This is a genomic window from Vibrio sp. 10N.286.51.C3, from assembly GCF_003050065.1.
Lineage (GTDB): Bacteria > Pseudomonadota > Gammaproteobacteria > Enterobacterales > Vibrionaceae > Vibrio > Vibrio crassostreae.
Window position 1 is genome coordinate 36,015 of sequence record NZ_PIGC01000006.1, and the last position, 26,073, is coordinate 62,087.

At 44.6% G+C, this 26,073-nt stretch carries 18 protein-coding genes; 7 read left to right on the forward strand and 11 right to left on the reverse strand.

Translation table 11 applies throughout. The annotated features are described in order from the left end of the window. Nucleotides 1-143: 143 nt before the first annotated feature. The 3 genes from CWO27_RS08025 to CWO27_RS08035 form a co-directional block, all read right to left on the reverse strand. On the reverse strand, nucleotides 144-2,498 hold the full coding sequence (locus CWO27_RS08025; protein ID WP_107898809.1) for a fatty acid cis/trans isomerase: 2,355 nt from the start codon (nucleotides 2,496-2,498) through the stop codon (nucleotides 144-146). 200 nt (nucleotides 2,499-2,698) lie between these two features. After that, nucleotides 2,699-4,363: a VRR-NUC domain-containing protein gene (locus CWO27_RS08030; RefSeq protein WP_102431515.1), complete on the reverse strand. Its 1,665-nt coding sequence runs from the start codon at nucleotides 4,361-4,363 to the stop codon at nucleotides 2,699-2,701. Between the two features lie 57 nt (nucleotides 4,364-4,420). Beyond that, nucleotides 4,421-5,659, reverse strand: coding sequence for an L-lactate MFS transporter (locus tag CWO27_RS08035; RefSeq protein WP_102431516.1), 1,239 nt, complete (start codon nucleotides 5,657-5,659; stop codon nucleotides 4,421-4,423). 594 nt (nucleotides 5,660-6,253) lie between these two features. Here CWO27_RS08035 and CWO27_RS08040 point away from each other — a divergent pair. Further along, complete coding sequence (locus tag CWO27_RS08040; RefSeq protein ID WP_048660371.1) at nucleotides 6,254-6,634, forward strand: hypothetical protein; 381 nt, start codon at nucleotides 6,254-6,256, stop codon at nucleotides 6,632-6,634. Between the two features lie 180 nt (nucleotides 6,635-6,814). On the opposite strand, the gene CWO27_RS08045 is transcribed toward CWO27_RS08040, so the two are convergent. Next, complete coding sequence (locus tag CWO27_RS08045) at nucleotides 6,815-7,159, reverse strand: YajD family HNH nuclease (RefSeq protein ID WP_017060876.1); 345 nt, start codon at nucleotides 7,157-7,159, stop codon at nucleotides 6,815-6,817. Between the two features lie 275 nt (nucleotides 7,160-7,434). On the opposite strand from CWO27_RS08045, the gene yghU reads away from it, so the two are divergent. Then, entirely contained in the window at nucleotides 7,435-8,292 is an 858-nt protein-coding gene (gene yghU / locus CWO27_RS08050) for a glutathione-dependent disulfide-bond oxidoreductase (RefSeq protein ID WP_107898810.1), read from the forward strand. Nucleotides 8,293-8,472: 180 nt separating this feature from the next. Further along, entirely contained in the window at nucleotides 8,473-8,796 is a 324-nt protein-coding gene (locus CWO27_RS08055) for a DOPA 4,5-dioxygenase family protein (protein ID WP_052880068.1), read from the forward strand. A 169-nt stretch (nucleotides 8,797-8,965) separates the two neighbouring features. On the opposite strand, the gene fruA is transcribed toward CWO27_RS08055, so the two are convergent. The 3 genes from fruA to fruB are packed head-to-tail and all read right to left on the reverse strand — an operon-like array spanning nucleotide 8,966 to nucleotide 12,844. After that, a complete protein-coding gene (fruA, locus tag CWO27_RS08060; protein WP_107898811.1) occupies nucleotides 8,966-10,708 on the reverse strand; it encodes a PTS fructose transporter subunit IIBC in 1,743 nt (580 codons plus the stop codon). Nucleotides 10,709-10,723: 15 nt separating this feature from the next. Further along, on the reverse strand, nucleotides 10,724-11,701 hold the full coding sequence (gene pfkB, locus CWO27_RS08065; protein ID WP_107898812.1) for a 1-phosphofructokinase: 978 nt from the start codon (nucleotides 11,699-11,701) through the stop codon (nucleotides 10,724-10,726). Between the two features lie 9 nt (nucleotides 11,702-11,710). Further along, on the reverse strand, nucleotides 11,711-12,844 hold the full coding sequence (fruB, locus tag CWO27_RS08070; RefSeq protein ID WP_102431520.1) for a fused PTS fructose transporter subunit IIA/HPr protein: 1,134 nt from the start codon (nucleotides 12,842-12,844) through the stop codon (nucleotides 11,711-11,713). A 384-nt stretch (nucleotides 12,845-13,228) separates the two neighbouring features. Between fruB and cra the strand changes: the two genes are divergently transcribed. Beyond that, the gene (cra, locus tag CWO27_RS08075) at nucleotides 13,229-14,233 is read left to right on the forward strand and encodes a catabolite repressor/activator (RefSeq protein ID WP_107898813.1); all 1,005 of its coding nucleotides are present in this window, start codon (nucleotides 13,229-13,231) and stop codon (nucleotides 14,231-14,233) included. Between the two features lie 69 nt (nucleotides 14,234-14,302). Here the strand turns inward: cra and CWO27_RS08080 are convergent, their stop codons facing one another. From CWO27_RS08080 to nirB, 4 genes are all read right to left on the reverse strand, one after another. Then, complete coding sequence (locus tag CWO27_RS08080) at nucleotides 14,303-16,093, reverse strand: bifunctional protein-serine/threonine kinase/phosphatase (RefSeq protein ID WP_107898814.1); 1,791 nt, start codon at nucleotides 16,091-16,093, stop codon at nucleotides 14,303-14,305. A gap of 156 nt (nucleotides 16,094-16,249) precedes the next feature. Then, nucleotides 16,250-17,719, reverse strand: coding sequence for a NarK family nitrate/nitrite MFS transporter (locus tag CWO27_RS08085; protein WP_102479073.1), 1,470 nt, complete (start codon nucleotides 17,717-17,719; stop codon nucleotides 16,250-16,252). 143 nt (nucleotides 17,720-17,862) lie between these two features. After that, on the reverse strand, nucleotides 17,863-18,207 hold the full coding sequence (nirD, locus tag CWO27_RS08090; protein WP_055319440.1) for a nitrite reductase small subunit NirD: 345 nt from the start codon (nucleotides 18,205-18,207) through the stop codon (nucleotides 17,863-17,865). Between the two features lie 138 nt (nucleotides 18,208-18,345). Next, a complete protein-coding gene (gene nirB / locus CWO27_RS08095; RefSeq protein WP_107898815.1) occupies nucleotides 18,346-20,928 on the reverse strand; it encodes a nitrite reductase large subunit NirB in 2,583 nt (860 codons plus the stop codon). 473 nt (nucleotides 20,929-21,401) lie between these two features. Here nirB and CWO27_RS08100 point away from each other — a divergent pair, with 473 nt between their 5' ends. The 3 genes from CWO27_RS08100 (at nucleotide 21,402) to CWO27_RS08110 (ending at nucleotide 25,860) form a co-directional block, all read left to right on the forward strand. Beyond that, nucleotides 21,402-23,984, forward strand: a complete 2,583-nt coding sequence (locus tag CWO27_RS08100; RefSeq protein WP_107898816.1) for a molybdopterin oxidoreductase family protein — start codon at nucleotides 21,402-21,404, stop codon at nucleotides 23,982-23,984. 387 nt (nucleotides 23,985-24,371) lie between these two features. Beyond that, the gene (locus tag CWO27_RS08105; RefSeq protein ID WP_107898882.1) at nucleotides 24,372-25,046 is read left to right on the forward strand and encodes a hypothetical protein; all 675 of its coding nucleotides are present in this window, start codon (nucleotides 24,372-24,374) and stop codon (nucleotides 25,044-25,046) included. Between the two features lie 355 nt (nucleotides 25,047-25,401). After that, entirely contained in the window at nucleotides 25,402-25,860 is a 459-nt protein-coding gene (locus tag CWO27_RS08110) for a hypothetical protein (protein WP_107898817.1), read from the forward strand. Nucleotides 25,861-26,073: the final 213 nt, after the last annotated feature.

Below are 26,073 nucleotides of genomic sequence, written 5' to 3' on the forward strand. Positions count from 1 at the left end.
CAGCAAGACCAACAAAAAATCCTCTGTACGAATATCGTCAGAGGATTTTTTATATCGAGCAAGTGAGCCTTCTTTCAGAACGACTAGCCTCTTAAAACTAATCTCTCCCAAGAGCTAGAACTAAAACCAAGGCTTATTACTTATTATCTATTTTCAAAGCGGTTGTAATCCAACAAACCAAACTCAATTGGTTGGTCTTGTTGATACCAACGATGCACTCGGTCACTGAATGGCCAGAACTCGCTAGAACTGCGTCGTACCGCAAACTTGTCTAGCAAGGCCACGTAGTCTTCTTCTGTGTTTAAGCTTTGTAGCGCTTTAACCAGAGTCGGAATCTCATTCTCAGTTAATGACAGGTAAGCCGCAGGGTAGCTACCGACAACGCCTCGTATGAGCGTAAGGTCATCATTGGCATAATCGCGGTTACCTTCTTCATTAAAAAGGCTAGAAATGTTGCTGTGAGCGTTATTGTGAATCATGGTGAACAGCTGCTCTTCGCCGTTTTCGCCTTCAATCATGATCATGACTAATTGAGGTACATGACGTAGGCCTTCTCCCTTAATCAAATTCACTTGATTAAGCAGTGCTTCATTCTTTTTACCAAAACCTGTTTCAACAATATCAAAGCGATTATCGAGGACAGGTGCGAGCTTATCTTTGATCATGTTAAGCAGTTCATGCTTAGGATCGGCCGTTTTGTAAACCACACTGGTTGGTTGTTCAAAAGGTGCAATATTACGCTGCAAGTAGTCGCTCAATTGTGTGCTTTGGTTTTTATACCAACTTGAGTGTTCAATATGTCGCACGTCTTTAGGAAGAAGGGTTAAGAAATTACTCTCACCTTCAAGGCGTAAGAAGTCCATGAACATGCGTGTAATCAGTTGGTGGCCAAAGTTACCGTAGACATCGAAGCCTGCGACGAGAAGATAATGAATGCGTTCTAAAAGAGCATAATCAAGAATCCATGCCGTCTTAGGTTGCGTGCCAACTAACCCTTGCACAACAGATGCGCTATCAAAATGTCTAAAGATGGTGAGGGCTGCATTTGGGTTGACGCCATCGCCATCCCAAATGATGTCAGTGTCCAGGTTTACGCCACTTTCAAACCATTGGTTGGTGAAGTCTGATTTGGCATTTAGGTATCGTGCTTGTTGCTTCGCGTATCTTACCCAATTAGTGACAGGAACCGTATTGCTGTCTAGCTCACTAGGTAGCTTTAAGTTTTTCTTTTGGCTCGCGTAGAAGGCGTTTATTTCTGGTAAGTCGGCTTTCTCGGGGTCAATGAAGAAAATCCAAAAACGATCGTTAATCACGTTTAGAGCAAGTTGACCTCGACACACTGGCCCTTTGATAAAGGCCATGATGGTGTTTTGAGCATTGTCCAACATGAAGTGGAATCGCGAGTTTACTGGCAGCGCTTCAAACGAAGTCATTGGGTTAGCAGAAACATCAATGTTGTAACTAGGAAGTTGTTTTACTGAGTAATTCGCATCGACAAACCAGTTATTCCACTTTTGTAGACGTTCTTTATTAAGTGCGAAAGGCATGTGCGTTTTGTCGACGATGCTGCCTTGCTCTGGAATCAGGCGGTAGTAAACACGGTCTACTTTTGGATCGTCATAAGGGCGACGAGTCGTGATGCGTTTTACCGCTTCACCTGGTGGTGTTGCAGAGCGAACAACAGTGAAGAAACGTGTGGGTTGAGCTAAATCAGAAAAATAGACGTGAGATAAAAACAGGTGCTCATAGATGTAACGAGCTGAAAGTTGGCTCTTATTGTCACTTTTATTTAAAAAGCTTTCGTAGACATTAACGAGCTCTTGTTCCGCATCATTCAGCGGGATATGGTCGTTCATCAACGCGCCATTTTCTAACCAACTCATTAAAGTTGCGTATTCTGTTTTATCTAAATTCGGCATCCCATACGGCATTCCCCAAGTTGGGTAATCTCTCTCATATTGGGCATACTCTTCAATCGTTGGGCACTGTTGGTCTCGGTCGGTTGAAAAGTCGAAACCTTCTAGCTGGGTTTGATCGGGTAGAGGGTGATTCTCTTTCTGGATCAACATACGAGAAACAAGACCTGCATCGAGGTTAGCGGTTGAGTTCTGCATACGCTCATTGAGGACAGGATGAAAATCCGCATCACGCCACTCTTGTGTGGTTATAGCATCTTCAAACAAGCGAGTAGGGGCAGAAGCAGTTAAACGGGTACCTTGATAAACGAGTGCTTTGCTTGCACCTCGGTCTATACCTTCTACTGAAGACATCTTTAACTGGCAGGGCGCATCATAACAAGCGTGACAAACCACGCATCGGTTATCAATGATGGGTTTTACTTCGTTAATGAAGTGCTGTGCTTGAGCCGAAAGAATAGGGGCTTGGCGATCGCGTACTTGTTGCTCACCAAATAACTCGTCGAAGTTTAAACCTGCGTAGACGGCACAACCTGAGAAGACGCTAACAAAAGCTAAAATGAAGAGTTTTTTCAAATTCATACGTATTTATATATTAAGCATTTTCTCTAATTATATCGAAAATGATTGAAAATGCTCATGTTCTAACAATCTTATAGATAAGATCTTGATGGAACCGAGTAACTTGTCGATGCACGTCACTCGCTTTTGCTCATAAATTAGGGCTTAGACCCAGCCAGATTAAGCACTAAGAGCTAACAGCCATGAGCTAAGAGTAAGACTCATTGATTGACGTAACAAACAGAGAAAGGGACAGACAATCGCTCAAACTCTTTGATCCAGCGCCACTGGTTGTCTTGCAGCTTATCTCCTGGGCCTTTGACTTCAATCCAATGAAACCGTTCGTCTTTGAACGCAATCAAATCGGGCATCCCGGTTCTAAATAGTTTTAAGTCACTCAATAACACTTTGAAGAGGTCGATAATCAAGGTGTTAGGAATAGCTTCCGTGCTGTGTTCGATGAGTGCTTTAGGGAAATGATTCCAATGAACAAAGGGATTAGCGATGCCTTGCTTTTCATCGTAGTTCTCAAGTAAGTGGTTCAGCCCGTGTTCGGATAGGGTTTGGAACACAGCTTCAATTTGCTCGGCTCGTTTGTCTATAAAGTCTGAGTGATACAAGTCCAGTGGCCGATGTTGGTAACGATTGATAAAAGCACCTTCGACATCAGAGAAAATGACATCCCAAAAAGCCAAACCGAACAAACCACACAGAAAACTGTTTTCAGAAAAGTAGACATCCCAGCCCTGGCTTTCAAAATGTTGCTTTACCGCAAGCTCGACTCGCGTTTGGCTGAGGTCTAATTCCAGTTTTATCTGCGCGCAACTTGGCTTTGAAGGGCGAGGGACCTTGTGGCCCTGCTTCCGTAATAACCTCTGTTCAAGCTTAACCGCGACCTCTAGCTCTGACACATCCGATGGAGTAGCTTGCATTTGCGTGACAGTGTCATGCATTAAGTCTAACTCTCCTTGTTTGTCATAGATGCGCGCAAGTCGTTCTCTGCTCGGAGGAAGTTCCGATTGTTTGAACCAAAAGGTAGCTTGGTCATTTTGGTTAAGCCTTTCTAGGTCACGTGCGAGGTCATTGATCAATCGCGATCGTTTTCTAGCAATGCTTTTGTGTTCTGACTCTTCAGAAATCGAGTTTAAAAGCAGCTCCAGAAACTCACCGTCTTTGCGGTCACCTTCTGAATACAAGCGTTGAATATCGCGTATCTGGAGCAATTGATTGAGTTGATCTCTAGAAGTGAAGAAGCGGCGCTGTTTGCTTAATGGATAGTTCTCAAAGGTATTGAACCCAAGGTCGCTTAACACGAATTGGCTTAAGTCTTGATAGGTGTTGGCAAAGAATAGCAACAGTAATACATCAATCACTTGAGATTGGACGACATAAATACAGTCGAAGGTTAGGTTTCGAAATTGGTCGAAAGACTGCTGATCAAGCAGTAACAACAGCTTATCTTTCTTGGCAGATCTGTTGCTCTTAAGGGCGGGGAATACATTCAACAGCTCTGGTTTAGTGAGTAAGTGCAATCCGAGTTCGACCTCATTAATTACGAGGTTATGTTGCTTTGTGGGATGACTTAACATAATAAAGCCTGAGTCGCTCAGCTCTTGTAGTGTGCTATTTAAGTCAGGAATTTCTAGATAGTTGAGTTTATCGCTGCGAAACCAACAGCCTTTACGAGAAAGTAAACGAACCATTAAACATTGGCTTGAAACAGAAAGACGTTTGTATTCAGACAACCAACGGCACTCATCGTCACTCAGAAGATCAGGGTAGAGCGTTTGCGCGTGTTCAACCAATCGATTGAAGTTGTCGAGATAATAAGTAGGGGAGAGTTGGGGAGTAGTTTCGGTCGTCAATGGAGAAGTCGCTTGATACAAAAAGAGCCTAACCCTAAGGTTAAGCTCTTCAGTAACAAATTCAATCTTTTCTGTTGATTAAGCTTGTGATGCTTTTAGTTCAGCAACTTTAGCTTCAGAGATTGGCTTAGTGATGATTGCTAGAACAATACACACTGCCATCATAACTGCAGAGATTGTGTAAGCTAGGCCGTAACCTTCGCCGTTTGACATTGAGAAACCAACAACTGCTGCACCGATAGCGCCGCCGATACCCCATGCCGTGTAAAGCACGCCGTAGTTAGTACCGTAGTTTTTCAGGCCGTAGAACTCAGCAGTTAGTGTTGGGAATACTGCTAGAAGCGTACCGTAACCAACAGCTGCGATTGCTGTACCAATGATTAGCGTGAATTCAGAGTTGAACGTAGCGAATAGAGCCATGTTCGCGCCTTGAAGGATGAACGCTAGAAGTAGAGTACGTACGCCACCGATTTTATCTGCAAGCATACCCGCAGCAACACGGCCGCCTGAGTTGAATACAGCAAGGATAGACGCTAGGTAAACCGCGTTTGGTAGGTTCGCTTGAACGCTAGCAATCGTAGTGATGTTACCGATGATCATAAGACCAACAGAAGCAGCAAATGCGTACATGATCCATAGAGAGTAGAACTGAGGAGTCTTCAGCATTACTTTCCACGTTAGGTCTTCAGTCTTCTTAACCGCTTTAGGTGCTTGGCCTTCTTTTACTTTAGGCTCAGCTGGCGTGTAATCCGCTGGTGGGTTGTTGATCGTTGCCGCTAGAGGTACTGCGATTGCAAGTACACCAACACCAAGAATCATAAAGCTTGTTTGGATACCCATGCTATCGATTAGCGCAGAAGTTAGTGGTGCTAGGTAAATAGCAGCAAGACCGAAGCCAGCAGCGATTAGACCGTTAACCATACCTTTCTTAGAAGAATGGAACCACTTCATTGCTGATGGAGAAAGACATGCGTAACCGAAGCCGATACCAGCACCTGTCATCACGCCAAACGTTAGGTTTAGCATCATAGGTGTTGTTGCGAAACCAGAAGCAATCATACCTAGGCCAGTAAGCGCTGTACCTAGGATAAGGATCTTACGTGGACCCATACGGTCTTGTAGGATGCCCGCAACAAGAAGACAAACAGAGAATGTGATAGTTGCAATAGCGTAAGGTGAAGATGCTTCAGCAGCACTCCAACCAGCTTCAGTTACTAGCGCTTTGTTAAATACACTCCAAGCATACAGGATGCCAAGACAAAGGTTGATACAGAAGCCTGCTAGCAGGATACGTGTTGCTTTATCAATCTTGCTCATTTTTATTCTCAGTTTTGTCATCGGTTAGTGGAGAGCCACTTAACTAAAGACGGGTTATTGTGATTGTTTCTTCAAAATTAGTTTGCGTTTATCAACAGATAGCGCAAAAGAGCGCGGATTATAACCAATAAAAATGTGATTGGAATCTCTTTTTCCATTTTTGGTAAATTAAATTCAGTTTGTTAATGGGTTGTTTTTCATTGGTTTTCAAAATGTTTTTAACACCTTTCTATTTTGTTCTTTTTCGCCCTGTTACCCAATTATTCCTGGGATTTCGAGGTGATAAATTTTTAGTAGACTCGTATTCCGTGCGGATATCACAGAGTTGCAAAAAATTTTAATTAATTTCCAAGGTTAAATTTGTGTAACAAAATAAATCGAAGTAGTGCTTTTTTCATATGAGACAAGGAGTAACGGAGTTCTATTAGAAACAATATGTTAACCAATTGTTAATGGTGGTTTTTGAAGGTGCTTTTGCTTACATTTTGTTCGATCTGAGGGGTTGTGTTGTTGGGAAAAAGTGGGAAAATAGTACGCAAACTGAGATTCCAAAAATGAAAGGATGCGTTTCTAGTCTATTACGAGGCGAGTATTATGAAACTATTTTTAATTCTATTGATGTCGATTACTGGTGGTGTAGCAGCGGCTGATCATATTCATTCTTTCTTGTTCGGCTTCTACATCGCGGCATTGGCTGTAGGCAGTTGTTACTGGCTTGCATTCCGCAGCACGCGTTTCCCACAGTTGGCATTAGTGCTATTGATGTGTGGCTTTTTTGCAAAAATTGCAGTGACGGTTATCGGTGTTTCTTGGGGTATCTCGAACGATATCATTCAATCGCCGTTCATTTTCTCGTTGTCATACCTGTTCTTCTTAGTGGTTGTGTCTTACGTTTGGTTTGCATACCGCGATAAACTGACGATGAAAAAGCGCGCTAAACAGGTAGAAGAGTCTCGCAAACAAGCGGCAGCATAATTCGATTTGATTCTTATAAAGCCTTTTTCGGAAGGCTTTTTTGATCCTGCTTACCTGAACTCTATTATTTGGTTGTGACGGCAGATAAAAGAAACCCCAGTATGGTGACATACTGGGGTTTCTTGTTATTTATCTATTATCTAACAGTTACCATCTACCGAAGACAACTCTGAAGGCGTGTTACTTCTTCATCATCTTAGCGAGATCGGCGAACGGGTTGTGTGTCGCTGACTGATGATCATCTAAACTCGCTTTTGCATCCACACCATAACGTTCATGGTCAGTGTATTTTGAATGCTCATGATCGTGACAGTACAGGCACAATAGCTCCCAGTTACTGCCATCTTCAGGGTTGTTTGTATGGTCGTGATCCACGTGGTGAACGGTAAGCTCTCGGAGGTTTGAGTAAACAAATTCACGCGCACATTTACCACATACCCAAGGGTACAGTTTTAGTGCTTTTTCGCGGTAGCCTTTCTCTTGGCGAGCATACGCTGCACTCGAGCCTGTGAAATCAGAAGACATTGCCAAATCCTTATCAATTGTAATCTCCCGATTTTATCACAGCTTTCTTTAACCTGTAGGCATGTCGTGACTAAATCATATTTCGTACTAACCGTTATGTGGCTTAGGTTTGATTGGGCACTTATCTTTTACGTGTGCTATGTCATAAAGCAGGTTATGCCTTTCTGGAATAAGCCATGCTTAACAGTTTGAAAATAAATCGTATTCAGGGGTTTTAACCACAGGCATGTGACCTAATATCAGTTTGTGAGACCCTATATTAATAAGGAAATATCATGTCAGAACAATACACTCCGCCAAAAGTTTGGGTTAACGATACTGCTGGTGGTAACAAGTGGGCAAACATCAATAGTCCTGAATCTGGAGCTCGCTTTGATAAAGAGCTGCCTGTTGGTGACCATGCCTTTCAATTGTATTCTCTTGGCACACCTAACGGTCAAAAAGTCACTATCTTGCTGGAAGAGTTGTTAGCGGCGGGTGTTAAAGAAGCTGAATATGATGCGTACTTGATCAACATCGGTGAGGCTGATCAGTTCTCATCTGGCTTTGTTGGAGTGAATCCAAATTCTAAAATACCAGCACTTGTCGACAAGTCTGGTGACGAAGACGTTAATGTTTTCGAATCGGCATCTATCTTGATGCACTTAGCTGAAAAATTTGGTCACTTCTTACCAAAAGAAGGGGCAGCAAGAACACAAACCATTAACTGGTTGTTTTGGGCACAAGGTTCTGCCCCATTCCTAGGCGGAGGCTTTGGCCATTTCTATGCTTACGCTGATGAAAAGCAAGAGTACCCAATTAACCGCTTTGCGATGGAAGCTAAGCGTCAACTAGACGTGTTAGACAAACAACTCGCAAATAACACATTTGTGGCAGGTGAAGAGCTAAGCATCGCTGATATCGCGATCTGGCCATGGTATGGCAACCTTGTGCTGGGCAAAATATACGATGCTGCTGAGTTCCTACAGGTTGAGTCTTACACCAACGTTGTGCGCTGGGCGAAGCAACTAGAAGCGCGCGAAGGTTTCCAACGCGGCCGAGTGGTTAACCGTTCATTTGGCGAAGAGTGGGAGCAAGTACCAGAGCGTCATTCAGCTGAAGATATTGACCGAGTTTTAAAGCTTAAGCCTTAGTCGCTTCAAAATTAACTCGCTGTACATCACTAGAGTTTGTTGTTGATTACTTCGAATAACAGACTCTAGTTTTCTCATTTCAAATTGATCCTTCCGAAAGCAAGCTCACCTATTTAGATTTAGCTATTAAAGGCGGTTTAGGTATAAACTTGCGACATCATAATTCTAAAGGATGGTGCCATGTACCACGGTCATATCTATTTCCCTTTGCGATTTGCAGAGCAGGCAGAAACACTGCGTCAGAAAATCCTCTCAGAACGTAAAGATGTGTTAGAAACTTTCCCATTAATCCAGCGTTTGGTTGGCCCGCATAAGATGCCGATGTTTGAAATTCACTTTGCTAACAAAGAGTCGGGTATTGTCGAGTGGCTTGAGCAAGAACGCGGTGATATGTCGGTGCTTATTCACCCGGTAACTGGCGGTGAAGAAACTTTGGATCACACAGTACGCGCGATTTGGCTTGGTCGTGAGCTGGGTGTCTTTGAAGAAACGCTAAGTAGCTAATCAAATATACCAATATTGTACTTAACTCATTCCGACCGGAAAATGCACGAATAATAAAAAGGCTCCTCAAATGAGGAGCCTTTGTTTTATTTCAAGGAACCGTTTACCAAGAAACCGGTTATCAAGAGCCTCTGTTCGACGGGTTTAGCCGTTAAACAGAGTAGGGGGATTAAGCCTCTGCTGTCACTTTATCGCTGCTCATCTTTTTAAGAGCTGCGTAACCGAAGCCTGTTACTGCCGTACCTGCTGCAATCGCCACTAGGTACATAAGAACTGGAGAGATAGCACCAGGAATCAGTAGTACAAATAGACCACCGTGTGGAGCCATTAGCTGTGCACCAAACATCATTGATAGAGCACCAGTTAGTGCACCACCCGCCATACATGCTGGGATAACACGCATTGGGTCTTTCGCTGCGAATGGAATCGCACCTTCAGAGATGAAACATAGGCCAAGAACGAATGATGCTTTACCTGCTTCACGCTCGCCTGCTTCAAACTTGTCTTTCACTAGGAAAGTCGCAAGACCCATACCTAGAGCAGGAACCATACCTGCTGCCATGATAGCCGCCATTGGTGCGTAAGTTTGCGAAGCCAGTAGACCAACACCAAATGTGTAAGCTGCTTTGTTTACCGGACCACCAAGGTCGAAACACATCATTGCGCCTAGAATCACACCCAGAAGAATCGCGTTAGACGTGCCCATGTTGTTTAGGAAGTCTGTCATTGCGCTCATTACGCCAGAAACAGGACCACCTACGATGTAAACCATCACAAGGCCAGTGAACAAACTCGCAATAAACGGAATGATCAGGATAGGCTTAAGCGCTTCCATTGATTGTGGAAGCTGAACTTTGTCAGCAATGAACTTCGCAGAGTAACCCGCAATGAAACCCGCCGCGATACCACCTAGGAAACCTGCGCCCGTTGAGCTAGCCAGCATGCCGCCGATTAGACCTGGAGCCAGACCCGGACGGTCAGCAATCGAGAATGCGATGAAACCAGCAAGAACAGGAATCATCAGTGCGAATGCAGAACCACCACCGATAGTCATCAGTGCTGCTGCCAGTGTGCCTTCTTCTTTAAACGCTTCGATACCGAATACGAAAGAAAGAGCGATGATCAAACCACCCGCAACAACCACAGGAAGCATGTGAGATACACCTGTCATAAGGTGCTTATACACGCCTTTCTTCTCGTCAGCAGGCGCTGAATTTGAAGAAGCTGTGTGCTGGTATGGCTTAGCTTCAGCAAAGGCTTTTTCAACTTCTTGCTTCGTCTTCTTAAGTGCAGGACCCGTTGTCGTTTTGTATAGCGCTTTGCCGTTAAAACGATCCAGTGGAACGTCGATGTCGGCTGCGATGATAACAAGATCAGCGTCTGCGATTTCTTGGTCTGTCAGTTGGTTCTTAGCACCTACAGAGCCGCGAGTTTCCACTTTGATTTGGTGACCTAGGCGTTTGCCTTCTGCTTCAAGCGCTTCAGCTGCCATAAAGGTGTGTGCAACACCCGTTGGGCAAGCCGTAATCGCTACGATCTTTTTGCTGCCTGTCGCTGGAGAAGTACCAGTAACTTCCACTGTAGTCTCAACTTGAGAAGCGTCTAATACCGTTGCTTCTGCTACCGCTTTCTCTAGAAATGCTTTTGCATCTGCAGTGCATTCAGAGATAGCTGCTTGGTACACTTTCTTACCAACAAAACGTGCTTTATCAACGTTTGTGTTAGCTGCGATAACAACAACGTCGCTGCTGTCGATAGCGTCTTGCGATACTGGAGATTCAGGTAGTACGCTTGATTGACATTCAATAGCAGCGTTCCAACCCAGTGCTTTTGTCGCTTGCTCTAACAAGCCTGCGGCGATGATGCTGTTTGCTACGCCACTTGGGCAAGCTGTGATAATGGTAATATTCATAATAAACCTTTTGTCCTATTTGCTTGTGTCTAACTGGCTAGTTGGAGCACTAAGCGCCTGTAATTGGATATTTTGTAGTACTGAATCCAGCTCTTGTTGGCTGGTGATGCCCACGCCTACCTGTGAAACTGCTAGAGCAGATAGGGCGGTTGCGAATTTAATAAGTTCTGGTTTTGGCATCTGTTGCATGTGACCCCAACATAGGCCAGCAACCAATGTGTCACCTGCGCCTACCGTGCTTACCACTTGCATACGCGGCGGTTGAGCATGTAACCATTCACCTTGGTTAAGCCACATCACGCCTTTAGCGCCAAGTGATACCACGATGTTATCGATGCCTTTTTCACTTAGGGCTTGGCCTGCGTGTTGGCATTGGTCACGTGTGGTTAGCTCTGCGTTGAACAGTTGAGACAGCTCTTCATCGTTTGGCTTAATTAACCAAGGTTGTGCATTGATACCGGCTTTAAGTGCGTCACGGCTGCTATCAAATAGCACCTTCTTACCTAAATCGTGTAAACGTTGAACCCAAGAAGCGCAAAGCTCTGGTGATACGCCTTGTGGCAAGCTGCCTGCAATCACGAAGTATTCGTGGTCTTCAGCCAGCTCTAGCAAGGTTTCTTCAAACGCTTTAATCGCTTCAGCGTCAACAGGAACACCTGGGAAGTTGATGTCGCTAACTTGGCCTGAGTTTTCTACCAATTTCACGTTGATACGAGTTGCGCCATCAACACGGATAAAGCGGTCAGTTGCGCCCATCTGTTCGAACAGTTGGCAGAACGCTTCTTCGTTATTGCGACCAAGGAAACCTGTTACGGTCACTTTAGCGCCAAGCTCTGAAAGCACTTTTGCTACGTTTACGCCTTTGCCTGCTGCATGCAGAGAGCCTTTGTTTACTAGGCTAACCGAGCCAACATTCAGTGCGTCGATAGCACCTGTCAGGTCTAGGGCAGGGTTTAGCGTAACGGTAACGGCTTTGATTTGTTTATCAGACATATCGATTCCTTAACCTTCGCCAAGGCCTGAAGCGATAGCTTTGCCAATCGATTCAAGTGCTTGTGCTGCGTCATCACCTTCAGCAACAAACTGAAGCTGGTGGCCGTGTTTAACGCCAAGAGCGATCACTTTCATCAAGCTCTTCGCGTTCACTTCTTTTCCGTCGCCATCTAGGTTTGAAACACGGATAGTTGATTCGAATTTCTTCGCTTCAGCAACCAGCATTGCGCCCGGACGAGCGTGTAGGCCGTGTGCGTTTTTGATTTTGAATACTGCGCAGTTGTCATCGTCTTGAGAAGCTGTAGAAACCGCTTCACCTTTTAGAAGGCCAATCACTTGTGCTGCATCAGCGGTTAACAGTTGTTGCTGTTTACCTTCGAAAACCATTTTGCTTAGGTTTGCCAGAATTGATTGGTGCGCGCTGTTACAAGCCGCGAATGCCACTAAGGCTTTCACTGGTGTGCCTTCAAACTCACAATGGTTGGCCGTTGAAACAAACGATACGCCAGTGCGAGTTACGCCCTTGTCGCTGCCCAACAACCATAAGCCTTGGCCTAGGTGAGTCGGTGTTTTCGTTACTAGGTCAGCAACGAATGCGTTGTCTGTGCAACCTGTGTTCTTAAGCAGGCCGCCCGCAACTGCAGACATTTGAATCATGTCGCTTGCAGGGAATAGGAGCTGAACTAAAGAAGCGTCTAGGTCGGCTTCTAGCTGAACTTCGCCATTAAGTAGGGCGATGATTTCGTCTTCTGATTTCGCTTGCTTTAGTTTCTCTTCAACACCGTCTGCCGCTAGAACTTTAGTTAGCTGTTTAAGGATGCCTAAGTGCTCGTCAGATTTCGCTGCAATACCAATTGCTACGTAAACACGGTTGCCGTCTGCCCAATCAATACCTTCAGGGAAGTGGTGTACTGCAACGCCTGTCTCTTTTACTAGGCTACGCGTGTCAGTGGTGCCGTGAGGAATCGCGATGCCGTTGCCTAGGAAAGTAGAGTTCTGGTTTTCACGGTTCAGCATTCCTTCAACGTAGCCAGAGTCCACTAAGCCCTTCGCGGTTAGGTCGCCAGCAATGTTCTGGATAGCTTTGAATTTGTCATCGGCCGTTTGACCAAGAGTGATGTCAGATTTTGATAATTTAAGCATGGTGCCTCTTTAGCGTATCGCTTGAGAATTTGTGTATCGCTACGATTCAGTCTAGAGCAAGATTCATGGAGCTTAATTCTTTGCTTGCTCTTTGCTTTATGCTTGCTGAATCGGTTCAGCATTCAGTGTAAAAAAATTCAGCAAAGCCGATTTTGGTTTTCAAAATAGTTTTGCTGCGTGTCGTAATTTCAGTTTCGTTAATAACGAGAAGTTGAATCACGACAAATGACGCTTAATCCATACAAAAGGATGATTGAAGTCACTTTTCAGATTTTGCTGAATCCTTTCAGCTTTTATACTGAATCGATTCAGCATATAATTCAACTAATCCAAGGATCAGAAGATTGGTTATATGATCCTACGCACAAAATACAGGTCACCCATATGACACTAGATGAGATTGCCAAACTAGCCGGTGTGTCGAAAACGACAGCCAGTTATGTGATTAACGGCAAGGCGCAGAAATACAGAATCAGTGAGAAGACTCAGCAGAAAGTAATGGCGGTTGTCGACGAGTATAACTACCGTCCAGACCATGCTGCTTCATCGCTGCGTGCTGGTAATAGCCGTTCATTTGGTTTGATTATTCCTGATCTGGAAAACAGCAGTTACGCGCGTTTAGCAAAATTGATAGAGCAGAACTCACGTAAAGTGGGCTATCAAATCCTGATTGGTTGTTCTGATGATGACGCCGAAACCGAACGTAAAGTAGCGGAAGCGTTGGTAAGTCGTCGTATTGATGCTTTGCTGGTGGCGAGCTCTATGCCAGACGCTAACGAGTTTTACTTGAAGCTGCAAAACTCAGGTACACCCGTAATCGCGATTGACCGTCCGTTAGACGATGAACATTTTGCCTGCGTGATCAGTGAAGACTTCGAAGCGGCGTTTGAACTGACACATTCAATCCTTGATGACAACATTCACAGCGTTGGCTTAATCGGTGCACTGCCTGATCTGAACATTTCACGCGAGCGTCAGTTGGGTTTTGAAGCGGCGAATAAGGCCCATACACAGCAAACAGGGCTCGATGAAAATAAGCCAACGGTTGTCGGCTACGGTGAGCACTTTGATCGTGAGTCCGGTCGACAAGTGTTTGAAGAGTGGATTGCTAAAGGCACAGTCCCTGATGCGATTGTCACTATGTCTTACACCTTGCTAGAAGGTGTATTGGATGTGATGGTCGAAAAGCCAGAGCTGATCAATCAAGTGAAACTGGCGACTTTTGGTGATAATCGCTTATTGGATTTCTTACCCTTTAAGGTTCACTCACTGCCGCAGCAATTCGAAGTCATCGCAGACAGCGCGTTTGCTTTGGCATTGAACGCTTCAGCAAAACGTTACCAGTCGGGCATTGAATTGGTGCCGAGAAGCTTAGTGAAGCGAGGTTAGCTTGAGCTCAGCGGTTAGCTAGGACTAAGCAGCTAACTAGAACTAAAGCGGTTAACTAGGACTAAGCTTTTAACTAGGACTAAGCAATAAGCCTAACTCTACAATAGCGACCACGCCGAGTAACAGGGCCAACACCTTCCAAAACTGGATTGGATTTCGGTTTATCAATGGCTGCTTGGCTTTGTGTTTCATTAGGTTTTGATTGGGGGTGTAGAGATCGGCGACAAAATCACCCAAAATCGGGTATCGCTCGTTAGGTGATTCAGCACACGCCTTTTGTAACACCAAATCAATCCAAGCTGGTAAATCTGTTCGCTTTTGTGTCAGCGGCTGGTATTCCCATTGATGGTGGCGAGATTGTTTTAGAGATTGAGCGCTCATCTCAGAGTAGGGCAACTCGCCTGTTAGCATCTCATAACCAATCACAGCGATAGAGAACAAATCCGAGCTTGTCGTGGCCGTGTTGTATTTAATACTTTCTGGAGCGATGTAATTCACTGCGCCGAGTGGCGTGGGATCTTTGTCTGCTTGTTCTCCCTCCTCAATTCCCCTGACTAACACCGCACCAAGGTCGATGATTTTGATGTTGCCATCGCGTTGGATCATGATGTTCTCGGGCTTTAAGTCTCTGTGAACCATGTCGGCACGTTGTAATACACGAATACCTTGTGTGATTTTTTCTAGGATCTCGCGAACCTGTTCGAGCGAAGGCTTAGGGTTGTCGTACATCCATTGCCTTAGCGTCACCCCTTCAACCCATTCGCAAATTTGATATAGGAATTGAGAGTGTTCAGGCGTTGGGTAAACCTTCATTACTTTCTTGTTATTCAACAAGATACCTGCCCATTGCTCGTTAAAGAAAGCTCTCAGCTGTGCTGGGTCGTCATGATATTGAACCGACGGTACTTTGAGTACGAACTCTGTTTGTGTCTCTTTTTGCATGACTCGGTATACGTGACTTCTAGATCCAGCATACAGCACCTCAAGCACCATAAAGTTGTCGATACTTTGTCCAAGCTTTAAAGCGGGTGGGATGGCACGTTTAGCCAGCTTCTCATGGAATTCAATGAGCGAAGGTTTAGGTAGATGGCTTACTTGAACAATCAAGCAGCTTACGTTGTCCGAACTATTGTGGCTTAACGCTGTGTTACATATGGTTTGAGCGGCGTATTCGAAATCTACTCCGGGCTTATCGATGTGTTCTTTAAAGGTATTGGGAGACACAAACTCGTGTACACCATCAGATGTCAGGATAAAACAGTCGTTTTTTTTAATAGGAAGCGTTTGATAGTCAACGTTGAGTTGGTTATCCATGCCTAAGGCGCGTGTTAGATAATGCTTCTGGCCCATATTTTTACGGGTGTGGTCGCGTGTCAGTTGGCGTAGTTCACCATTTCTTAATAGGTAAATTCGACTGTCACCCACATGGAATATATGTGCGGTATTCGACTTGAGAATCACACTGCTAAAGGTGGATACGAGCGCGTTATGGTTAACTTGCTGCGCTGGATGAATATTCGAAACAGACGTGTTGAACAGCCAAGAGTTGAGTGACGTTAGGACTTTTTGAGCCGAACGCTGAATGCTCCAGCTTTTTGGAGTGGCGTAGTAGTCATCAATGAATTGCATCACACTGGTGTGACTGGCTTTCTGGCCGTGTTCACTGCAACTTGCGCCGTCGGCTATACATGCAACACTGCCTTTTAGCTCTTGCTCAGCACGAGTCTTGGGGTGTTTTACGATGATGGCGTCTTGGTTTTCATCACGTATGCCTTGATTCGAATAACCACCAAACTTAAGCGTTAACTGGTTGTTGGATTCTGGCGTGACGACTTGCCCTTGGCTGAATGAAATTGTCATAACTGGTCTTCTTCTTAACTGCTCTTCTTCCCGCTTCCTTGACAGAACATCCTAGGAAGAACAAAAGCCCTAGTGAACTTAGAGCCTTTGAACGAAGCACCTAGCATTGATGTATCCGCTAAGGTGCTTCTCCCGATTCAATAATATCAATGCTTCCTAGCTTGAAACATTAATCAGCGTGACACTGCCATCGTCGTTTACTTCGGCGATTTGACCGTTAGGCTCTTCCATGAACAGTAGAGTTACAAAGCCAAGTACCGCTGTTGCAGCAATCACTAAGAAGAATGTTTGGTAGCTCACGAATGACAACACAGTTAGGTAAACTACCGCACCCACGTTACCGTAAGCGCCCGTCATACCTGCAATCTGACCTGTCATACGACGCTTGATTAGAGGAACCGTTGCGAATACCGCACCTTCACCCGCTTGCACGAAGAAAGAACACGCCATTGCCGCGACAACCGCTAGCCATACAGGCCATGTGCTGTCGACTTGACCCATTGCGAAGTAACCCACAGCAAGGCCAATCGTTAGAATAAGCAGTGTTGGTTTACGACCGAATTTATCTGAAATCCAACCACCACCTGGGCGAGACATTAGGTTCATAAAGGCATAAGCTGATGCAACCATACCTGCAAGAACCGGTGTTAATTCAAAGGTTTCAGAGAAGAACAGTGGCAGCATAGAAACAACAGCCAATTCAGAACCAAATGTCGCGAAGTACAATACGTTAAGTACCGCTACTTGCTTGAACTTGTACTGGTGAATCTCTGGCACTTCTTCTTTAAATACGTTCTTGTTTACTTTCCAAACTTGCGACACTTCGTACACGTAAAGTGCAGCTAAACCTGCATATACAGAGTAGACGGCCATGTCAGAAAGCATGTTGATGTTGCTTGGTGATAGCTTCCATGTCAGTAGCGCCAGTGCGGCATACATCGGGATCTTCATAATAAGTAGGAAGAAAAAGTCACCCTTTGATGTCACTTCCATTGCCGTTACTTGAGCTGGCTTGAAGTAAGTTGAACCTTTTGGTGTATCTGACACGTTTTTGTAGAAGATAAACGAGAACGCTAAGCTCATTACGCCAGTAATACCGACCGCATAACGCCAGCCATCTTCGCCGCCAAACGCTAACGCAAGAGTTGGAAGTGTAAACGCTGCTGCTGCAGAGCCGAAGTTACCCCAGCCGCCGTAAATACCTTCTGCCGTACCCAGTTCATTGTGTGGGAACCACTCAGACACAAGACGAATACCGACAACGAATCCTGCACCAATGAAACCGAGCAGGAAACGAGCGATTGCCGCTTGAATGAAAGAGTCTGCCATAGCAAACATGAAACAAGGGATAGAACAGACAGCGAGAAGTGAAGAGTAGACCAACCTCGGGCCATATCTATCCGTTAACATACCTATCGCGACACGCGCTGGAATGGTCAATGCAACGTTGAGGATCAGGAGTGTTTTGATCTCTTCAGTAGAAAGACCAAGTGTGGTTTTCACCATTTGCAGTAGTGGGGCAAAGTTGAACCACACAACAAAGGTAATGAAAAAGGCCATCCAACTTAGGTGTAAGACCTTCATCTTACCCGTAAATGAAAGCAGCGAAAATTTTGTGTTATCCATGGTTTAAATCCTTTAAATCTGGAAAATTACCCGGTTTTAGCACCTGCGTTACTTCCGAACTTCGAACGCTTTTTATGTGCATAAACCCTGTGCCGAAATTGCGCACGCCGATAAGCGTTTGCATGATAGTGTCGGCGTTTGAGTTAACTGGCGATAGCAAGAGGTGCGAGAACTTGAACTTGTTCTCCTTGCTTGCGAACTTCAAATTTCACGAGCTTGAGCTCAGGCTGTTCAAGACATTCGCCAGTTTCTAAGTGGTAATGCTGCTTGTACAGAGGTGAGGCCACGTAAGGCTCACCGCTTAATGAACCAATTATACCACGTGACATCACATTCGCCTTGCCGATGGGGTCGTAATTAGAGAGCCCATAAAGTGTGTCGCTACGCTTGCAGTAAAAAATAGCCACTTGGTTATCGTCTACTTTGGCGCAAATTCCCCCGTTTGGGGTTAGGTCGCGGGTGCTGCATACGGTTGTCCAATTTTCCATGACTTTCTCCTAGTCTAAACATAAAGCTAATAATCAATTTAATTTGGGTGATAGCCGACAGCAGTTTTCTTTGGCTGCGCGACTGTCGACTATCGATATTGGTGTAGTTGTTACTGATTCACTCACCATCCATTCGGTTTACGAAACTTCCGTAACTTCGATTTGGTCGGCTTTAGCAAGCTTTTCATCGCGTTGTGAATTCGAAGAATCACTCAAGCTCGGCTTAGGAAAGCGTTGTTCTCGCTCTTTGATGAAAGAGAGGCTAGTGTCCATTTCTTCACTGTTGATGTAGTGCTGGAAGCGCTTCATCTTCTCAGGGTTTTCAATGGTGGTTTTCCATTCACACTGGTACTTCTCGATGTTGAGTGCGATGTCCGCTTCGAGTTCTTCAGCAACGTTGAGCTTGTCTTCAATCACGACTTGCTTGAGGTATTCAATGCCGCCTTCAAGGTTCTCCATCCATACCGATGTGCGTTGTAGGCGGTCTGCGGTACGTGTGTAGAACATCAAAACGCGGTCGATGTATTTAAGGAGTGTGGTTTCGTCCAAATCAGTGGCGAATAGGTCTGCATGGCGAGGGCGCATGCCGCCGTTACCACAGATGTAGAGGTTCCAACCTTTGTCTGTTGCGATAACACCAATGTCTTTCGATTGTGCTTCTGCACATTCACGAGTACAGCCAGAAACCGCAAACTTGATCTTGTGTGGCGAGCGCAAACCTTTGTAGCGGTTCTCTAGTCGAATCGCTAAGCCAACACTGTCGTCGACACCGTATCGACACCAAGTGCTACCCACACACGATTTCACGGTACGAACCGATTTTCCGTAGGCGTGACCCGTTTCGAAACCTGCATCAATCAGCTTTTTCCAGATGATAGGCAGTTCGTTAAGTTGTGCGCCAAACAAGTCGACACGCTGACCACCGGTGATTTTGGTGTACAGGTCGAACTCTTTAGCGACTTCACCCAGTACGATCAATTTATCCGGTGTGATTTCACCGCCAGCAATACGCGGAACCACTGAGTAGGTACCGTCTTTTTGCATGTTGCCAAGGTAGATGTCGTTGGTGTCTTGCAGTTCGATGTGTTGATCTTCAAGGATGTAATCGTTCCAGTACGAAGCCAGAATCGAACCGACAGCTGGTTTACACACGGTACAGCCTAATCCGTTTCCGTGAGAATCTAACAGCTCATCAAAGGTCTTGATTTTGTTGACGCGGATGATGTCAGTCAGCTCTTGGCGAGAGTAAGCAAAGTGCTCACAGATATCGTTAGAGACTTCAACACCCAAGTTACTCAGTTCGCTATCGAGAACTTGTTTCGCAAGAGCAGAACAGCCGCCACAACCTGTTGAAGCATTGGTGGTTTCTTTCAGTGCAGCCATCGTGGTGCAGCCAGCAGATACTGCGTCTTTAATGTCGCCTTTAGTCACATCAAAACATGAACAAATAACAGCGCTATCAGGCAGAGCTTCAACACCCATTGCAGAGCCTGAATCATCGGCCACATTAGGCAAAATCAACACTGATGGGTTTTCAGGAAGGGGCATATCGTTTTGCTTGATTTGCAGTAGCGAGCCATAAGCTTCTGCATCACCGACCAATACCGCACCGACAATCTTTGTGCCGTCAGCTGAGATGATTAGGCGCTTATACACTTGTTCGATTTCATCGTTATAGGTATACGATTGAGCGCCTTCCGTCTTGCCGTGTACTTCACCAATACTGGCAACATCGACGCCAAGCAGTTTGAGTTTAGTGCTCATGTCTGCGCCAGTGAATGCAGCATCGTCAGTACCGCCGGAGACAATATGCGAAGCCGCGATTTTCGCCATTGAATAGCCAGGGGCGACTAGGCCAAAGATCTTGTTATCCCAAAGGGCACATTCACCAATGGCGTAGACGTTTTCTATATTGGTTTGACAGTGGTTGTTGATGACAATACCGCCGCGCTCGCCAATTTCGACATCAGAGCTTCTTGCTAGCGCATCTTGAGGGCGAATACCCGCAGAGAATACGATCATATCGGTTTCTAAATGGGTGCCATCGGCGAAGTTCATGCGGTAGCGAGCATTTTCGCCATCGACTATTTCAGAGGTCGCTTTCTCGGTATGAACTTGCACACCAAGGTCTTCAATTTTTCTGCGTAATAGGGCACCGCCACCGTCATCTAATTGAACCGCCATCAGGCGAGGCGCAAATTCAACCACATGGGTTTCTAAGCCAAGGTTTTTGACTGCGTTTGCGGCCTCTAAGCCAAGCAGACCACCACCAATCACCACGCCAGACTTGCTACCTTTGCTTGATAGTTCAATTGCGTCTAAGTCTTCAATAGTACGATAAACGTGACAGTGTTCTTGGTCGTTACCGGGAATAGGGGGAACAAAAGGGAAAGAGCCCGTCGCCAAGATTAGCTTGTCGTAACTTTCAACGTGGCCACTTTCAGTGATGACTTGTTGATTGGCAGTGTCTAGCTTGGCAACCTTCTGGTTCAACAAGTAGTTCACGCCGTTACTTTGGTAATACTCTTCACTGGTCAATGACAGGTCATCAGCACTTTTACCATTAAAGTAAGCCGTCAGTTGAACACGGTCGTACGCTAACCTTGGCTCTTCACTAAAAGTAATCACATCAAATTCATCACTGTCTGATTGCAGGATGTTGTCGATAAATTTGTGTCCAACCATGCCGTTACCAACAACGACGATTTTCTTCTTGCTCATAATCCATTCCTTATTCTCGGTATCACCATCACTAGCATCTAATTTCTAGTAGTTAGTAAATGAATACCGGGTTGAGATTCCACTCAATTCATAATCATCAAGAAAAACAAAAAATGTTTTTTCTAACTCTTGGTTTTTAGTTGAGCAAGGAGGGTGCCAGATTACGGTTTGTTCATTTAAATAAAAATTAATTCATGTTTTTCAATGTCTTAAAAAATGCGAGTGGCACGCAATTACCCCTAAAGTGGTATGTAAAATTTTTGTTAGATTTATATAAATGAGCATTTGTGGTGCAACTTTCTGCAAGATGGTGCAAAAATTAAGTTTCTGTCTTGGTTAGTTTCTATTTTGATCATTTTTGATAGGCTTGCCTTTGTTAAGCTTTTGTTTTTATTGATGAATATTTCTTGCTTGTTGATTGCTATGAAGTGGCGTGTTATTTGCTTGGTTTGAATTATTACAATTATGGATAATTGAGCGAGAAACGGATGACCGATTCAAACAGCGGCTGGATAAAATCAACCTGTGCTTATTGTGGTGTAGGATGTGGAATAGAAGCGAGACCGACATCGCTAGGAAAACTAGAAGTACGTGGTGATCAAGATCATCCATCTAATTACGGAAAGCTGTGTACTAAAGGGATTGCGCTCGGTGACACCGTCACGCCTTTAGGTCGTCTTACACAACCTGCTCATATTCAGAATGAGCAAAAACAATCACTGGATTGGAACAGTGCCACGCAGTTAGTCGCAGATAAATTCAATCAAACGATCGAAGAATTTGGGGCCGATTCGGTTGCTTTCTATGTATCTGGTCAGCTGCTTACCGAAGACTATTACGTTGCCAATAAACTGATGAAAGGCTTCATCGGCAGTGGCAATATCGACAGTAACTCTCGCCTTTGCATGGCATCGAGTGTGGTTGGGCATAAACGCGCGTTCGGCACCGATACCGTTCCTGTCTGTTATGAAGATTTAGAACAAGCAGAAGTCGTCGTTATCACTGGCTCAAACCTCGCTTGGTGTCACCCGGTACTTTTCCAAAGATTAAGATCCGCGAAACAAACCAACCCTGCATTGAAAGTTATTGTCATAGATCCGCGTTATACCGACACATGTGAAATTGCAGACATTCACTTGGCATTGGAATCCGGCTCAGATGTGGCGCTGTTCAATGGTTTATTAGGCTACCTCGATGATAACGATAAGCTTGATTCCGACTACATAGAAAATCACACCCAAGGCTTTACCGAATCGATTCGATCTGCAACTCAATATCGCTATACCGAATCTGGCTGGGGCGACAAAAGCGTTCCTGAGCTAACAGGATTAACAGAGCAGCAGTTAAAACAATTCTACAGTTTGTTTGCATCGAACGAGAAGGTGCTGACCATTTACTCCCAAGGCGTGAACCAATCTACACAAGGGTGTGACAAGGTGAATGCCATTATTAACTGCCATTTAGCCGCTGGGAAAATAGGTAAGCCGGGCATGGGGCCATTCTCTGTAACGGGCCAACCAAACGCGATGGGTGGGCGAGAAGTGGGAGGTTTAGCCAATACCTTAGCTGCGCACTTTGAATTTTGTGATCCGCAATCACACCAAACGGTGAGCGAGTTTTGGCAAGCCGATAGCTTAGCGACTCACGCTGGCTTGAAAGCTATAGACTTATTTGATGCCATGAACGACAGCAAAATAAAAGCGGTGTGGATCATGGCAACTAACCCAGTCGTGAGCCTGCCTGACAGCGAAAAAATCAAAGCGGCATTAGAGAAGTGCCCGTTTGTGGTGGTGTCGGACTGTATTGCCGATACGGAAACCACACGCTTGGCTGATGTGGTGCTGCCCGCACAAGGATGGAGTGAAAAGTCCGGCACAGTAACCAACTCGGAGCGTCGAATTTCACGTCAGCGCCGTATATTACCAAGCCCAGGAGAAGCTAAACCAGATTGGTGGATCTTAAAAGAAGTCGCGCAAAAAATGGGATTCAATGACCAGTTTGATTACCGTCACGAAGGCGAGATCTTCAAAGAGTATTGCGAGATGACAGCGCTCGGCAATGAGACAGGCAAAGCGCGTGACTTATGCTTAATTGGACTCACGCAACTGGATGAGAAGGGCTACGGCGAACTTACTCCGCAACAATGGCCAGTGCTAGAGTACCAACCAGAGATCATTGAGCAGCGCATGTTTACCACTGGCGAGTTCTTTACCGAATCTGGCAAAGCGCAGTTTATTGCAGTTGAGCACGACAAGCCGATTGCCGATACCAGCCTTGAATTCCCACTTATCATGAACACAGGGCGAATCCGAGACCAATGGCACACCATGAGCCGCACAGGCTTGGCCGCAGGTTTAGGCGAACACACACCAGAACCCTTTGTCGCCATGCATCCAGATACGGTTGCAGAGCTTGGCTTAGAAGAGTTCGGGCTAGACGCCTTCAACCACGCCACTATTAATCCTGTAGTGAAAGTGCGCAGCGCACAAGGCGAGTGCCAAGCGCGCTTAGTGGTAACCAAAGAGATGCGCCGTGAACAGGTGTTTATGCCTATTCATTGGAATGCCCCAACCGCCAAAGACAGCAAACCGTGTGACTTGATCTTGCCTCATACCGATGCAGCCTCTGGTCAGCCAGAATTCAAACACACACCTGTTGTGGTAGAGCCGTGTGGTTATCGCAGTGAAGCCGCACTGGTCAGTGATAAGGTGATGGATTGCAGCGGCTTTGATTATTGGGTTCGCCAAAGAGTGGAGGGCGGTTTTCTGTATCGCATCTCATCATCTAAGAACCCAATGGAGCTGGTGATTCAGCTTGCCAACACACTCGATGCTTTACCAGAACCCAACGCGGAGGCGATCAAATCACTCCATTACCACGGCAACAAATCATTCAAGAACTATGGTTCTGCAAAGCTGGGTCAGTCTGGTGTAAAGCAAGCCTTTGTGGTGAACAGTAAGCTAGACCATCAAAGCATCGAATGGCTGGTAGAATGTCTAACCCGAGAAGCCGATGAAGAGTTTGAAGCTGAGTTTTTGAGTACTATGGCAAAGTAGCTGACTACCTCTAACCTATTAATACATAGAGTTAAGCGCCGACAATTACGTCGGCGTTTTTGTTTTCTGATGAACATTTCTGAACATATTTACCAATCATCGTGCCAAATGAAAAACTGAACGAATACCTCGGTTCGCCAGAAGAGTCATATAAAAAATGACAAGTAACACACATATTCATGCTGTTTCTTTATTTTTTCGTGAATATATACAATATTTCTATTTATTAGTGGTGTATGATGTCAGGGTTTTCGTAAGGTACTGTTATTAAATGATTTATTTGTCAATTTAATCGGTGGTGAGATTGCTTTGCGAAGTGCCTCGGAACTACCCAATGCTTATTGGGTGATGAATCCTGTTCAAATTACATTAAATAAAGACCAGTTTATGAGAACTCTTCTATCTGAATGCTTACATTTCACTTGCTCAAATTTTAAAAGCATATTTAAAATTTTTGGCGGTTTCATCATCACGATGTCATGTTTAGGCGTGTGGCTTGAACATTCATTTTATGTATCAGAAAACCTCTGGGCCTACGCGGTGTACCTATGTGTATATTCTTCTATTTACACTTATCTAATCGCTATTTTTATCAATTTTATGGCTTCGTCTACTAATGGGTTTGATATAGAACGCTCCGTATCTTGGAGAGTTTGGTCCAGATTAATGATCGTTTATATTATCTATTCTTTAATTGTTTTAGTTGGAACGATTGCACTGATTATCCCGGGATTGTATCTAGCTGCGCGATACAGTTTCGTAGAGTTCGAAGCTGTACTAAATAATAAATCTCCACTGGTTGCGTTGGAAAAAAGTTGGCGGGATACCAAAGGTATCACTATGAAGTTGATTAAAATATCTCTGTTGTTGGGGGGGCTTAATTTTATCCTTAATTTCGTGATTGGGTATATTGGAGAGGTTTACCCGACGTTACAAGTAGCGACAGGGATACTAACATCAATTTTATCCCCTGTTTTATTGATATTCGGCTCTATTGTCTACTTTAGAGTTTACATTACGAATGTTGATGCTGCTGAAATGCCACTAGGAAATGAGGCATAACAAGGGTGGTAAACAGCCTAAATAATTAGGTTTTGATAGGGTCTAAAACCTAAATTTAAAAATAAACCAAGAAAGGTGGGGTTAACTTCCCGTATTAACTAAATATCTTCGAACTATCATCTAGAAAAATAATATCAAATTTAAATTTGGTGAGCCGGTTATATTCGGGTTCTTGTATCAGAGAACCTAAGTTTTCCGTCATGCCTTAGCTGCCTATTCTCTATAAATACTTAATTGAGTTAGAAGTAAATTCTGACGAAGATTCCCCCTGTGTGACGTAAAAGATGGGTATTTATCTACGACTTATTAATAATTAAAAAGTCATCATTAAAACAATAATATAAAGGACAAATCCATGTTCAAAAGAGCAATTGTTGCTTCAGCCTTACTTTTAAGTTCTTCTGCATTCGCTAATATTGCCGTTGAGGTTAAGAATGAATCTAGAATCTATGATGTAGAATTAACCAGTAAAGATTATCAAACATCTAGATACTCACCAAACCCTCAAGACACCATTATCGCTAAATCAATTGACCGTTTTAATGTCTCTAGTAATTATCCCAATGTAGTTCGTTTGGTTGATTTTGAATATCAGTATAGTGATAGTTCAGTCTATGACGCACCGCGCTGTCATTTCCGTTTTGTTGCTTTAATCGATCCGCGAACAGGCACTATGTTGCCTCAAAAAGTAATCGCAGAGAATGAGAGCAGAAGTTACCGAGATCGTGCGATTTGTACCGGAAAACTTGATTATTTCAATGTTGTAACTGGAGACGCAAAAGTTACCTTCACTATTAATCGTAGAAAATACTAATTTTATAAATAGTAGTAATTTAGCGAGTTAAATAAGGAAATGCCGACAACCATATCGGCGTTCTTTGACAACTTGTCAGCGACTAGCTTAGCCGCTATTTCAGCGCCACTTACCAACTATAACTCCACATGGAAACCTAGATCTCAATATCCGTGCTAGGTGAAGTGGGAGGCATGTTTGATGTGCGAAAAGCTAGTTATAAACATAAGTTCA